The organism is Kribbella sp. NPDC002412 (genome assembly GCF_053592935.1).
The window spans coordinates 33,876-46,835 of sequence record NZ_JBSFBL010000003.1 but is presented as its reverse complement, the minus strand read 5'-3'; the positions used below and the strand labels follow the sequence as shown (position 1 = coordinate 46,835).

The window sequence follows — 12,960 nt, the reverse complement described above, 5'->3', positions numbered from 1 at the left end:
CGTGCAGACATGCGCGCGCTGACCGTTGAAGAGGCCCGGCAACGGGCGGCAGACCTGGTAGTCCGGTCGTACCACGTCGACTTCGACCTGACCGGGACCGGCGACACGTTCGTCACCACGAGCCGGATCCGGTTCGGTGCGGCGAGCGACTCGACCTGGGTGGACGTGAAGCCCGAGCGGCTGCTCGCGGTCGAGCTGAACGGCGACGCGCTCGACGTCGGCCTGCTCGCGGAGGGCCGATTTCCGCTGACCGGTCTGCAGGCCGAGAACGACCTCGTGGTGACTGCGGAGCTGAAGTACTCCGTGGACGGCGAGGGCCTCGTGCGGTCGGTCGACGCGGCCGATGGCCGGGTCTACACCTACGGGATGTCGTCGCTGGAGTCGGCGCCGCGGTACTACCCGTGCTTCGACCAGCCTGACCTCAAGGCGCCGTACACGGTGACGGTGAAGACGCCGGCGGACTGGGTTGTGCTGGGCAACGGCGCGGCGACGCAGGTCGCTCCAGGGGAGTGGGAGCTCGCCGAGACCGAGCCGCTGTCGTCGTACTTCGTCACGATCGTGGCCGGGCCGTACCACCTGATCCGGAGCGAGTACGACGGGATCCCGCTCGGACTCGCCTGCCGGCAGTCGCTGAAGGAGCACCTGGAACGGGACGCGGAGGACCTGTTCCGGACCACCCGGCAGGCGTTCGACGAGTACCACCGGATGTTCCGGCGGCGGTACCCGTTCGGCGAGTACTGGCAGGTGTTCGTGCCGGACTTCAACCTCGGCGCGATGGAGAACCCGGGCTGCGTGACGTTCGCGGACTACCTGGTCTTCCGCAGCAAGGTGACCGACGCCGAGCGCAGCACCCGGGCCCGGATCGTCGTGCACGAGATGGCGCACATGTGGTTCGGCGACCTGGTCACGATGAAGTGGTGGAACGACATGTGGCTGAACGAGTCGTTCGCCGAGTACATGGCGCACCGGGTGTCCGAGCAGGCCACCGACCACCGGGGCAACTGGACCGACTTCGGCTTCGTCCGCAAGTGGTGGGGGATGCAGACCGACCAGTCCAGCTCGACCCACCCGGTGGCGCCGGACAGCCTGAAGGACGCGCGGCAGTCGCTGGACGACTTCGACGGCATCTCGTACGCCAAGGGCGCCGCCGTGCTCAAGCAGCTCGCGAAGTACCTCGGTGACGACGTGTTCCTCAAGGGCGTCAACGCCCACCTGGAGGCGCACGAGTACGGCAACGCCGACCTGCACGAGTTCATCGCCAAACTGACCGAGGCCGGTGCCCGCGACCTGGACAGCTGGTCCGAGCAGTGGTTGCGGACCTCCGGCCTGGACACCATCACGGTCGAGCGCACGCCGGCCGGCGTCGTCCTGCACCGCACCAGCCCGGAGGGATCCCGCCGTCCGCACAAGCTGAGTGTCCGCGGGTACGACGAGAACGGCGCGTCCGGCGCCGTCGACGTCATGCTGGCCGGCGACACCGTGGATGTTGCCCTCAACAATCAGGTGGTCGTGCCGGACTCCGACGACGACACCTGGGCGAAGATCCGCCTCGACGCGACCAGCCTGGCCAACCTGCCGGCTGTCCTGCCGGCGATCGCCGACGGCGCCACCCGCGCGGTGATCTGGAACTCGGTCCGCGACGCCACCGCCAACGCCGAGCTGGATCCGCGGCAGGCCCTCGAGCTCTTCGCGACCGCGATCCAGCACGAGGACAGCGACATCGCGGTCGGCTCGCTCGTGCGCTGGCTGCAGGATCGGGTGCTCGGCGGCTACCTGCCGTACGACGAGTCCCGCGCCGTCGTCGCCGATGCCCTGGGCAACAAACTTGCCACGACCGAGCCGGGCAGCAGCCTGCAGCTCGCGACCGTGCGCGGCTTCATCGCGACCAGCGACAATGCCGAGCTGCTGCAGGCGTGGCTCGACGGCAAGCAGGTCCAGCCCGGCCTGGACATCGACGCCGATCTGCGCTGGGCCCTGGTCCTGCGGCTCGTGCGGCTGAACGCCTTCGGTAGCGCCGAGATCGACGCCGAGCTGGCCCGTGACACCTCGACCGAAGGGGTCAACCACGCTGCCCGCTGCCGGTCGGCGCTGGCGGACGGCAAGGAGGCCGCCTGGACGCGGATCATGACCGATCCGGCGATCGGCGTGAAGGAGCTGCTGGCCGCGGCCGAGGGCTTCTGGCACCCCGGTCAGGCCGCGGTCACCGCGCCGTACGTGGACCGGTTCTTCGCCGACATCCACCGAACCGCCGAGATCCGGTCCGGCATGGTGGTGGCGCTCGCGGCGCAGCGGATCATGCCGGAGTTCGTGATCGAGCCGGAGTTGCTGGCCCGGGCCGAGGCGCTGGCCGCGGACGAGACGGTTGCCCCCGGCATCCGGCGGCAGACGGCCGACTTCGCCGACAACCTCCGGAAGGCGGTCGCGGTCCGCCGTACCTTCGGCTAGCCTGATTACGCAGAGTGTCGCCCCGAGCCCGAGGAGTCACCGGATGCGCTGGATCAGGATTTTTGCGGTGCTCGGGCTCACGATCAGCACGACCGCGGCCGCCGTACCAGAGGATCCGGTGGCCGCGGTGCGGGCGCGGCTGGAGACTGTCGCCGGGCTGCGGGTCGAGAGCGGGAAGCTGATCAACGGCAAGCCGTTCTTCGTGCTGTGGTTCAAGCAGCCGATGGACCAGCACCAGCCCGGCGGCGCGCAGTTCGAGCAGCGGATCACCTTGTGGCACAAGGGATTCGACCGGCCGGCGGTGCTGCACACGACCGGGTACGGCGGTGTGGCCGGAGTCTTCACCGCCGAGCCGACCCGGCTGGTCGACGGCAACCAGCTCAACGTCGAGCAGCGCTTCTTCGGCAAGTCGACGCCGGCGAACAAGGACTGGACCAAGCTCGACATCTGGCAGGCCGCGACCGACCACCACCGGATCGTGCAGGCCTTCAAGGCGTTGTACGGCGGCAAGTGGGCGTCGACCGGGGCCAGCAAGGGCGGGATGACATCGGTCTACCACCGGCGCTTCTACCCAGCTGACGTGGACGCGACCGTCGCCTATGTGGCGCCGCAGGACGTGGTGAACGACCGAGACTCCTACGTCGCCTTCGTCCAGCAGGCCGGGTCCGACCAGAAGTGCAACGAGGCCCTGCGCAGCGTGCAGTGGAACGCGCTGCACCGACGGGCTTCGATGGTCGCCAAACTGATCAAGCTCGGCCTGCACTACGAGCAGACGTTCGGATCGGCCGACCGGGCCTTCGAGGCGGCGGTGCTGGACACGCCGTTCGCGTTCTGGCAGTACCACGCCCAGGCGAGTTGCCTGCTCGTTCCGGGGCGAAGCGCCACCGACCAGCAGTTGTTCGACTTCATCGACCAGATCGCCGACTGGTCCTTCTACTCCGACGAGGGAACGGCGAACGTCACGCCGTACTTCTATCAAGCGACTGCCCAACTCAACTGGCCGGACGTGGCGACCGGGACGACCTGGCTGAAGGGGCTGCTGCGCTACCGGGAAGCGGGTGCCGCTCCGGCCGCCGTACCGGACGCCATCGAGCCCGAGCACGACGCCAACGCGATGGCGGATGTCGACCAGTGGCTGAAGTCGTCAGGCGAGCGTTTGATCTTCGTGTACGGCGAGAACGATCCGTGGAGCGCGGAGAGGTTCGAACCGGGGCCGGGGACGACGGATGCGCACTGGTTCACCGTTCCGGCCGGCAACCACAACGCCGCGATCGCGGGGCTGCCGACAGCGCAGCGCACCCAGGCGACGAAGGTCCTGCAGGCCTGGATGGGTGTGTCAGTGCACGGTGAGCCGCTCGGCGACGGCCTTCCGGGCCTGGTGGATCCGGGCCTTGACTGTGCCCAGCGGGACGTCGAGCTCGTCGGCGATCTCGGCGTACGAGAGCGCGCCGAGATCGCGCAGCACCAGCGGCTGGACGAGTTGCGGGTGGCTGGACTCCAGGTGTTCCAAGGCCTCCAGCAGGTCCAGCCGTGAACCTGCGATGACCGAGGTCGTGCGCGGGTCGACGGCCTCCGGCAGCACCTCGGCGGACTGCTCCACCGCCCGCCGCTTGAGGGAGCGGTAGGTCTGCCGGGCCTGGTTGGTGGCCACGATCGTCACCCAGCCCGCGAAACTGCCGGTGCCCTTGAAGGTGTGGATCTTGTTCGCCACCTGGAGCAGGGTGTCCTGGACCGCCTCCTCGGCGTCCTCGTGGTACGGCAGGAACTTGGCCACCCGCCGCTGCACCTGCGGCCGGATCGCCTGCAGCAGTTCCGGCACCACTGATTGGTCGCCCTTCGCGGCGCGTGCCGCGAGATGCTCCAACTCCTCGTTCATGCTCCCCCAGAGTGGTGTTCGCCTGACGGCCCGGCTGTGATCGACAATAGCCCGGATGGATGTCATCGGGAGGTACCGGCTGCAGGACAAGATCGGCGCGGGCGCGTTCGCGACCGTCTGGCGTGGGTACGACGACGACCTCGACGTGGACGTGGCCGTCAAGGTCCTTGCCGACAACTGGGCGTCGCGCGCCGACGTGCGGGAGCGATTCCTGTCCGAGGCGCGGTTGATGCGCCGGATCGCCAGCGACCGGGTGGTCCGGGTGTTCGACCTCGGCAAGCTCGACGACGGCCGCCCGTACTTCGTGATGGACTACATCGGCGGTGGCACGCTGGCCGACGTACTGCGGTTCGGGCCGCTGGAGCCGGCCGAGGCGTTGTGGTGGGGCGCCGACCTGGCTCGCGCGGTCGCGGCGCTGCACGGCGAGGGCGTCGTACACCGCGATGTCACCCCGGCGAACCTGCTGCTCCGGCCCAACCAGGGTGATGAGTCCGGTGGTGGTACTCACCGGATCGTGCTGGCCGACCTCGGCCTGGCCAAGCGGGCCGCGGAGGCTTCCGGACTGACCCAGGCCGTCGGGACGCCGTCGTACATGGCGCCTGAGCAGGGCCGGGGTGACGGTGGGTTCGACGAGCGGGCGGACATCTACGCCGTCGGCGCGGTGACGTACGCGTTGCTCACCGGGCATCCGCCGTACTCGGCCGGCTCGATCAGCGACGTGCTCAACCGCGACCCCGACCTACCGCCACCGAGCCTGCGGTCGACGCTGCACGACGCGGTCGGGCCGCTGGACGACCTCATGTCCCGGGCGCTCGCGTACCACGTCACCGACCGCTGGGAGCGCGCCGACACCCTCGCCGAGCGGCTGGAGGCGGAGGCCTACCGCCTCGAGCAGGAGGCGCCGCTGCGCGCGATGGAGCGCACCCACATCAGCGACGACGACGATCTCCCGACCACAGTCGCCACTGACGCCCCGCCAGTACGGCGAGGCCGCCGCGGCCGAGCCCTGTTCCTGCTGACCCTGCCGATCGTGTTCGTCCTCGCCGGGGTCGGCGGCTGGTACCTGTTCGGACGGTGAGACGAGGGGATCCCGGCTGCTGTTTGACTGCTTAGAGTAGTCATATGACTACTCGCCGCAGTGTCATGGTTCTTGGGGTTGCCGTGCTTTCGTTGGTCGTCGGGACTGGTGCTGTGGCGGCTCCGCCGGCTGCCAGCTACTCGTGCCGCGCGGACACCAAGTTCGGCCGGCATCTGCTGTCGTTGCGGCAGGGGGTCGACGCGAAGGCGCCGGCGACGGTGCCGCCGAACACCCGGTTCACGATCGCGGTCGATCTCAAGCCGGGGTCACTGCCCGGTGAGGTGAAGGGGTTCAAGCTGAAGGAGGTCCGCGACCTGTCGTTGCAGGTGCCGATCCCGGCCAACTCGTCGTACGTGAGCGCCAAGCTCACCGGCGGCTCCGGGCTCAACTCGAAGCCGACCCTGCACCTCGAACGCGGTGTGGCCGTCATCAAGGTCGCCGGGCCGATCCCAGGCGGCGCCGGCTACCAGTTGCCGTCGCTGTCCGTACGGCTCAAATCCGGTCGCCGCGGCGCGGTCATCGAGACCAAGCTCAAGGGCACCAGCCACGACGATCCAGGCCTCACCCTGCAAGCCAAGATCAAGTGGAAGTTCGTCACAACCACCGCCCCGGTCGCGTGTTTCCCAGACCCCAATCCGGCCCTGACCCGAACCGTCGTCCGCTGACCCTGGCCCGCCGCTAGCCTGCGTCCGGGCCAACGACAGAGGGGCGGAACGCAGATGCGGACGAGTGGGCTGGTGGGTGTGGTCATCGGGTCGCTGCTGCTGGTCGGCTGTGGGTCGAGCGGGCAGCGAGTGGCGACGTCGGGCAGCAGCCCAGGTACGACGAGCACGAGTACGACGCCGTCCGCGTCGACGGCTCCGGTGTCGCCGAAAGTGGAGTACCAGAAGAAGCTGACGCAGATGGACCTGCGGCTGTCGATCGCGTACCAGGCCCTGTTCGCAGCCAGGGACGACAGCACGCTCGAAGACGCCTACCACAGCCTCCGGAGGGTGGTGAAGGCCGAGGCTCAGACCGCTCTCGTCCTCCAGCCGCCCCGGGAAGCAGCCGCCGCACATACCGTGCTCCGGAGGGCGCTCGACGCCCAGAACGCGGCGATGGCCGGCGGCGTCGATGCCAGGTGCGTCGGGCTCGCGGGCACGGTGCAAGACATCCAGCGGACCTTCGAGACCACGCTGCGGCCGGCCGTGAACCAGCTCGCGAAACTGGGGCTGCGCGCAGGCACCTTCCTGCCCAAGAAGTTGCCTCCGGCACCTGTCCTGAAGCGGCCGGCGAACGGGACCACGATCGTCCGGAACGGCGCCCGCGGCGCCGGCCGGCTGCGGGTCGACAACGGCGGCAGCGCCGACGTCGCGGTGTCGATCGTCAGCGGCGGCAAGCCCAGCTCGCCGCAGGTGATGACGTACGTCCAGGCCGGCCGGCAGGCCACCATCAACGGGATCCGCGGCGGCTACCAGGTGTACTTCAAGTCCGGGTCCGGCTGGAACGGCGCGACCCGCCGGTTCACCAAGGCATGCAGCTTCCAGAAGTTCGACCAGCCGTTCGGCGCCAACCAGAGCTGGCAGATCGGCCTGAAGCCGTCCATCGGCGGCAACGCGTCGACCAGCGAGACCGAGGGGTACTAGTACGTCACGGTGATGCGTTGTGCGGCTGGATCGATGCTGATCCGGCCGCCGTACGGGAGGATTTGTTGGGGGTCGGTGTGGCCGATGTCCAGGCCCTTCACCACGACGGCGGACGGGTTGTACTCGGCGAGCGCGCGGTCGACCGCGAGATACTGCCCGGTGACGTAGCCGACGGCCTCCGCCGGGGTCGTCTGCTGGTCGAGCGCCCAGGACTTCGGGCGTGCCCAGAGGACGGCGTCGAACCGCTCCAGCAGGCCGCGTTCACCGAAGTTGCGGAGCATCCGGTAGACCTGATCCGCCGTCGGCATCTCCTCGCTGGTCTCCAGGAACAGCACGCCGTCGTAGGACTCCACCGGTCGCATCCACCGGTTCGCGGCCAGTTGCCAGTCGAGGATCTCCACGCAGCCGCCCCACAACCGCCCACTGACCGCCGCTGAGCCGCTCCAGGTCCACCCGGTGCCGTCGAACAGCTCCGGCTCGGTCTCCAGCAACGACGGGTCCGCCCAGTCACGGTCGTGGTCGGTCCAGCCGGTCGCCGGGGTCAGGTCGAAGTCGCCCGGCGTGAACAGCGCGGACCGCAGCGAGCGTTCGGAGTCCGGGTGCATCGCGCCGCCGCGGCCGAACTGCACCATCACGCTGCCGCCGTGGTAGGCGGGCAACCCGTGGAAGTACAGGAAGTTGAGCAGGTTCGTGTTGTCGCTGTACCCGAAGAACGGCTTCGGGTCCGCGCGGAACACCTCGGGGTCGAGATGCTTCAGCACGGTCAGCTGGTCGTTGCCGCCGATCGTCGCGATCACCGCGCGGATCGACGGATCCGACCAGGCCGCGTGCAGGTCGGCCGCCCGCTCCTGCGGTGTCGTGCCGAGCTTGCGGGTGGTCGGGTACTCGACCGGCTCGAGGTCCCAGGACCGCAACCGCTCCAGCCCGAGCTCGTACGGCGCCGGGAAGATCTCCGGCAACCCGCCGGACGGCGAGACGATCGCGACCCGGTCACCTGGCTGGACCATTCAGACTCCGATCGGGTGCCAGACGGTCTTCAGCTCCAGGTACTGCGTGAGGCGGGACAGCCCGGGAGACTCCGACCAGTCCTCCTCGGCGGGACGCCGTACCCGCTTGAGGTTCTCCGCCGCGGCGGCCTCCAGGTCCCGGGCCTCGTCGGGGTCCTCGATCCCGCACAGGTCGATCGCGTTGACGTCCAGGTGCGACGCGAGCCACGGGCCGATCTCCGACGCGGACCCGGTCAGCAGGTTGACCACGCCGCCCGGCAGGTCGGACGTCGCCATCACCTCGCCGAGCGTGACAGCCGGCAACGGACGCTCGTACGACGAGACCGCGACGACCGTGTTGCCGGAGACGATCGCGGGCGCGATCACGCTGGTCAGCCCGAGCAGGCTGGAGTCCTGCGGGGCCAGCACCGCGACCACACCGGTTGCCTCAGGCAACGAGAAGTCGAAGTACGGGCCGGCCACCGGGTTGCTGGAGCCGACCACCTGGGCCAGCTTGTCGGCCCAGCCGGCGTACCAGACCCAGCGGTCGATCGAGGCGTCCACCACCGCGCGCGCCTTCGCCGCCGACAGGCCCTCGGACGCCGCGACCTCGGAGCTGAACTGGTCGTGCCGGCCTTCCATCACCTCGGCGATCCGGTACAGCACCTGGCCGCGGTTGTACGCCGTCCGGGCGGACCAGCCGCCGAACGCCTTGCGGGCCGCGACGACCGCGTCCCGGGCGTCCTTGCGGGAGGCCTGGGACGCGTTCGCGAGGAACCGGCCTTTGGCGTCGTTGACGACGTACGACCGGCCGGACTCGCTGCGCGGGAACGCACCGCCGATGTACAGCTTGTAGGTCTTGCGCACTGCCAGCCTCTGGTTGTCCTTAGTGGGCAAGGTAGGCCTCCAGACCGTGGCGACCGCCCTCGCGGCCGTAGCCCGACTCCTTGTAGCCGCCGAACGGCGAGGTCGGGTCGAAGCGGTTGAACGTGTTCGCCCAGACCACGCCGGCGCGCAGCTGGTTCGCCATCCAGAGGATCCGGGAGCCCTTGTCGGTCCAGATCCCGGCGGACAGCCCGAACGGGGTGTTGTTCGCCTTCTCCACCGCCTCGGCCGGGGTCCGGAAGGTCAGGACCGACAGCACCGGGCCGAAGATCTCCTCGCGGGCGATCCGGTGCGCCTGCGAGACCCCGGTGAAGACGGTGGGCGGGAACCAGTAGCCCTCGGCCGGCAGCTCGCACTCCGGCGACCAGCGCTCGGCACCCTCGTCCTCGCCGATCTGGGACAGCTCGCGGATCTTGGCCAGCTGGGCCGAGGAGTTGATCGCGCCGATGTCGGTGTTCTTGTCCAGCGGGTCGCCGACCCGCAGCGTGCTCATCCGGCGCTTCAGTCGGGCCAGCACCTCGTCGTACACGCTCTCCTGGACCAACAGCCGCGAACCCGCGCAGCAGACGTGGCCCTGGTTGAAGAAGATGCCGTTGACGATGCCCTCGATGGTCTGGTCGATCGGCGCGTCCTCGAAGACGATGTTCGCCGCCTTGCCGCCGAGCTCCAGCGTGACCTTCTTGTCGGATCCGGCCACCGCCTTGGCGATCGAGCGGCCGACCTCGGTCGACCCGGTGAACGCGACCTTGTCGACGTCCGGGTGCTCGACCAGCGCCTGGCCGGTGCGGCCGGCGCCGGTGACGATGTTCACCACACCCGGCGGCAGGTCGGCCTGCTGGCAGATCTCCGCGAACGCCAGCGCGGTCAGCGGAGTCGTCTCAGCAGGCTTCAGCACAACGGTGTTGCCGGCCGCCAGCGCGGGCGCGATCTTCCAGGCCAGCATCAGCATCGGGAAGTTCCACGGGATCACCTGGCCGGCGACCCCCAGCGGCTGCGGGTCCTCGCCGGCGCCGGCGTACTCGAGCTTGTCGGCCCAGCCCGCGTAGTAGAAGAAGTGCGCGGCCACCAGCGGGATGTCGACGTCGCGGGACTCCCGGATCGGCTTGCCGTTGTCGAGCGACTCCAGCACAGCCAGCTCACGGGAGCGCTCCTGGATCAGCCGGGCGATCCGGAACAGGTACTTCGCCCGGTCCCGGCCGGCCATCGGCCCCCAGACCTTCTCGAACGCCTTGCGGGCCGCCTTCACCGCCTTGTCGACGTCGGCCGGCCCGGCCTCGCTGACCTCGGCGAGCACCTCCTCCGACGCCGGGCTGACGGTCTTGAACGGCTTCCCGTCCGTCGCCTCGACGAACTGGCCGTTGACGAAGAGCCCGTACGACGACTTGATGTCGACGATGGCCCGTGACTCGGGAGCCGGTGCGTACTCGAATCTGCTCATGCCTCAGTCCAGCGTGAAGTAGTCGGGGCCGGGGTAGTGCCCGGTGGCCAGCTTGGTGCGTTGCATCAGCAGGTCGTTCAGCAGGCTGGACGCGCCGAAGCGGAACAGCTCCGGGTCCAGCCAGTCCGGTCCGGCCGTCTCGTTGACCGTGACCAGGTACTTGATCGCGTCCTTCGCGGTCCGGATCCCGCCGGCCGGCTTGACGCCGATGTGCAGGCCGGTGGCCTCGTGGTAGTCGCGGACCGCCTCGAGCATCACCAGCGTCACCGGCAGCGTGGCCGCCGGCGACACCTTCCCGGTTGACGTCTTGATGAAGTCCGCGCCGGCCAGCATCGCCAGCCAGGACGCCCGCCGGACGTTGTCGTAGGTGACCAGCTCACCGGTCTCCAGGATCACCTTCAGGTGCGCGTCGCCGGCCGCCTCGCGGATCGCGGTGATCTCGTCGAAGACCATCGCGTACCGCCCGGAGAGGAAGGCGCCGCGGTCGATCACCATGTCGACCTCGTCGGCGCCCGCGGCCACCGCGTCCTTGGTGTCCTGGACCTTGATCGCCAGGCTGGAACGCCCGCTGGGGAAGGCGGTTGCGACACTCGCCACGTTGATCCCCGAGCCCTGCAGCTCCCGCTTCGCCGTCGCCACCAGGTCCGGGTAGACGCAGACCGCGGCGACCTGCGGGGTGCTCGGGTCGGCCGGGTCGGGCCGGCGCGCCTTCGCGCACAGCGCCCGGACCTTGCCGGGGGTGTCCTGGCCCTCCAGCGTGGTCAGGTCGATCATCCGGATCGCCAGGTCCAGCGCGTACGCCTTGGCGGTGGTCTTGATCGACCGGGTGCTCAGCGTGGCGGCCCTGGCCTCGGCGCCGACCTGGTCGACGCCCGGCAGGCCGAGCAGGAACCGGCGCAGCCGGTCCTCGGACGAGGTCACGTCGGCCAACGAGTCGACGCCGCTGTCGAGTGTGGTCACCTCGGCAGTCTAGGCCCTGCAGGTCACGATCCGTGCCTCGCTGTGGGGTGGGTGACCGGTCGTTGGTTACGTTGTGCGGGTGAAGCAGAAGCCGTCGGAACGCGAGCAGTACCTGTCCACGTCGAACCGGATCACCGGGGTGATCGTGATGGTGATCGGCGCGGCCGGGCTGCTCGACATCATGGTGGAGTGGCGGACCGTCACCGGCCTGCTGGTGGCCGCCGTGATCGGCCTGCTGATGATGCTCGCGTACGTCGGCCTGGTCCGGCCGTCGGTCACCCTCAGCCCCGAGAACGTCCTGCTGCGTAACCACCTGCGCGACCACACGATCCCGTGGAACAAGGTCACCGGCGTCGACGTCACCGACATCCTGCGCGTGCACACCGGGGACGTCCGCTTCCGCGCGCCCGGCGTCCAGCTCGTCATGCGCGACCTCCGCAAGCAGCGCGTCGGCGGCCGGAAGCTGTCCGACGACAGCTCGATCTCCCGGGCCGACTTCGTGGTGGAGCGGATCGAGACCCACATGGAGCAGTACGGCAAGAAGGCCGAGGGCGAGATCGTCACCTCCTGGGCCCGTCCCGAACTGGCCATCGTGGCTGTGCTGGCGGTCGTCGCCGTACTGGCCGCCCTGCTCCGCTGACCGAAGCGGGGCTGCCGATGCCGTCGCTGTCCCGTCGCACCCTGATCCGCACCGGCGTGGCCGCCACGATCACCGGAGTCGCCGCCGTCGCCGCGGTGGAGACCGGTGTCGTCCCCGGTCGCGCTCGCGTGCACGACGTCCTCGGGCTGACCGGGCCGGACGGCGTCGTACCCGATGTCCCCGGCGGGCCGGTCGAGTCGGGCACCTTCGAGTCGTTCGGCCGCCGTACGACGGTCGGCTACAGCGTCATCTACCCCGACGGCTACGGACCGTCCGCAGCGCTTCCCGTCGTACTCGTGCTGCACGGGCGGGGCGGCGACCACACGTCGGCGGTCAACGACCTCGGCATCGACCGCTACCTGACGGCCGCCGTCCAGGCCGGTACGCCGCCGTTCGCGCTGGCGACCGTGGACGGCGGGCGGGACACCTACTGGCATCGCCGGGCCGGAGGTGAGGATCCCGGGTTCATGCTGGACCAGGAATTCCTGCCCCTGCTGGCGAAACTCGGCCTGGACACGTCGCGCTACGGCCTGCTCGGCTGGTCGATGGGCGGGTACGGCGCGCTGCTGTGGGTCGCGCTGCACTACTGGCAGCGCCGGGTCCGGCCGGCCACCCGGGCGGTCGCGGTGGGTGCCCTCAGCCCGGCGCTCTGGCGTCGCTACGAGGACACCACGCCTGGTGCGTTCGACGACCCGGCCGACTTCGAGTCCAGCCAGGTGTTCGGCCGCAAGAGCGGGTTCCGGGATGTTGCCGTGCGCATCGACTGTGGCCGGGACGACCCGTTCGCCGAGGCCGCGGAGGACCTGCGGACCGAGCTCGGGGCAACCGGTGGCGTCCAGCTGGGCGCGCACACCGCGGGCTACTGGCGTCGCATGCTCCCCGACCAGCTGCGGTTCCTCGGCACCCGAGTCGCCGATTAGCGGGAACTCCGGGTGGATTCGCGGCGTCAGAGCCCGTGTTCAGCCTGGGATGGCCCCCTGCGCACCCCAGGATGTGCACGACAGGTCCCTAAATCTCGAGAGTGGAG

General features: G+C 69.7%; 11 protein-coding genes and 1 pseudogene. 7 read left to right on the top strand and 5 right to left on the bottom strand.

What is annotated here, in order from left to right; translation table 11 throughout:
• The first annotated feature begins 9 nt into the window (after window positions 1-9).
• Both pepN and ACWCOV_RS03350 read left to right on the top strand, forming a co-directional pair.
• Entirely contained in the window at window positions 10-2,445 is a 2,436-nt protein-coding gene (gene pepN / locus ACWCOV_RS03355; protein WP_449827603.1) for an aminopeptidase N, read from the top strand.
• A gap of 43 nt (window positions 2,446-2,488) precedes the next feature.
• Window positions 2,489-3,772 (top strand): annotated as a pseudogene (locus tag ACWCOV_RS03350) (S28 family serine protease); the annotation flags it as partial.
• Window positions 3,773-3,781: 9 nt separating this feature from the next.
• On the opposite strand, the gene ACWCOV_RS03345 reads toward ACWCOV_RS03350, so the two are convergent.
• Entirely contained in the window at window positions 3,782-4,321 is a 540-nt protein-coding gene (locus ACWCOV_RS03345) for an RNA polymerase sigma factor (protein ID WP_449827602.1), read from the bottom strand.
• A gap of 55 nt (window positions 4,322-4,376) precedes the next feature.
• Between ACWCOV_RS03345 and ACWCOV_RS03340 the strand changes: the two genes are divergently transcribed.
• The 3 genes from ACWCOV_RS03340 to ACWCOV_RS03330 are packed head-to-tail and all read left to right on the top strand — an operon-like array spanning window position 4,377 to window position 7,024.
• On the top strand, window positions 4,377-5,399 hold the full coding sequence (locus ACWCOV_RS03340) for a serine/threonine-protein kinase (RefSeq protein ID WP_449827601.1): 1,023 nt from the start codon (window positions 4,377-4,379) through the stop codon (window positions 5,397-5,399).
• A gap of 44 nt (window positions 5,400-5,443) precedes the next feature.
• The gene (locus tag ACWCOV_RS03335; RefSeq protein ID WP_449827600.1) at window positions 5,444-6,064 is read left to right on the top strand and encodes a hypothetical protein; all 621 of its coding nucleotides are present in this window, start codon (window positions 5,444-5,446) and stop codon (window positions 6,062-6,064) included.
• Window positions 6,065-6,118: 54 nt separating this feature from the next.
• Entirely contained in the window at window positions 6,119-7,024 is a 906-nt protein-coding gene (locus ACWCOV_RS03330; protein ID WP_449827599.1) for a hypothetical protein, read from the top strand.
• Here the strand turns inward: ACWCOV_RS03330 and ACWCOV_RS03325 are convergent.
• From ACWCOV_RS03325 to deoC, 4 genes are read right to left on the bottom strand one after another with little or no spacing between them, the layout of a single operon-like run.
• Window positions 7,021-8,031, bottom strand: a complete 1,011-nt coding sequence (locus tag ACWCOV_RS03325; RefSeq protein WP_449827598.1) for a S66 family peptidase — start codon at window positions 8,029-8,031, stop codon at window positions 7,021-7,023. The two genes, ACWCOV_RS03330 and ACWCOV_RS03325, sit on opposite strands and share 4 nt — an antisense overlap.
• On the bottom strand, window positions 8,032-8,907 hold the full coding sequence (locus ACWCOV_RS03320; RefSeq protein WP_449827597.1) for an aldehyde dehydrogenase family protein: 876 nt from the start codon (window positions 8,905-8,907) through the stop codon (window positions 8,032-8,034).
• Window positions 8,897-10,333, bottom strand: coding sequence for an aldehyde dehydrogenase family protein (locus ACWCOV_RS03315; RefSeq protein WP_449827596.1), 1,437 nt, complete (start codon window positions 10,331-10,333; stop codon window positions 8,897-8,899). The genes ACWCOV_RS03320 and ACWCOV_RS03315 overlap by 11 nt, the downstream gene beginning before the upstream one ends.
• Window positions 10,334-10,336: 3 nt before the next feature.
• The gene (deoC, locus tag ACWCOV_RS03310; RefSeq protein ID WP_449827595.1) at window positions 10,337-11,293 is read right to left on the bottom strand and encodes a deoxyribose-phosphate aldolase; all 957 of its coding nucleotides are present in this window, start codon (window positions 11,291-11,293) and stop codon (window positions 10,337-10,339) included.
• Between the two features lie 79 nt (window positions 11,294-11,372).
• Here deoC and ACWCOV_RS03305 point away from each other — a divergent pair, with 79 nt between their 5' ends.
• Together ACWCOV_RS03305 and ACWCOV_RS03300 are read left to right on the top strand one after the other, a co-directional pair.
• Window positions 11,373-11,933 (top strand): PH domain-containing protein, encoded by a 561-nt coding sequence (locus ACWCOV_RS03305; RefSeq protein WP_449827594.1) that lies wholly within the window; start codon window positions 11,373-11,375, stop codon window positions 11,931-11,933.
• Window positions 11,934-11,950: 17 nt separating this feature from the next.
• Complete coding sequence (locus ACWCOV_RS03300) at window positions 11,951-12,853, top strand: alpha/beta hydrolase (protein ID WP_449827593.1); 903 nt, start codon at window positions 11,951-11,953, stop codon at window positions 12,851-12,853.
• The last annotated feature ends 107 nt before the right edge of the window (window positions 12,854-12,960 follow it).

Coding starts and splice junctions, on each gene's coding strand:
- ACWCOV_RS03335 (WP_449827600.1), top strand. CDS start 5,444: ATGACTACTCGCCGCAGTGTCATGGTTCTTGGGGTTGCCGTGCTTTCG.
- pepN (WP_449827603.1), top strand. CDS start 10: ATGCGCGCGCTGACCGTTGAAGAGGCCCGGCAACGGGCGGCAGACCTG.
- ACWCOV_RS03340 (WP_449827601.1), top strand. CDS start 4,377: ATGGATGTCATCGGGAGGTACCGGCTGCAGGACAAGATCGGCGCGGGC.
- ACWCOV_RS03315 (WP_449827596.1), bottom strand. CDS start 10,333: ATGAGCAGATTCGAGTACGCACCGGCTCCCGAGTCACGGGCCATCGTC.
- ACWCOV_RS03330 (WP_449827599.1), top strand. CDS start 6,119: ATGCGGACGAGTGGGCTGGTGGGTGTGGTCATCGGGTCGCTGCTGCTG.
- ACWCOV_RS03345 (WP_449827602.1), bottom strand. CDS start 4,321: ATGAACGAGGAGTTGGAGCATCTCGCGGCACGCGCCGCGAAGGGCGAC.
- ACWCOV_RS03300 (WP_449827593.1), top strand. CDS start 11,951: ATGCCGTCGCTGTCCCGTCGCACCCTGATCCGCACCGGCGTGGCCGCC.
- ACWCOV_RS03325 (WP_449827598.1), bottom strand. CDS start 8,031: ATGGTCCAGCCAGGTGACCGGGTCGCGATCGTCTCGCCGTCCGGCGGG.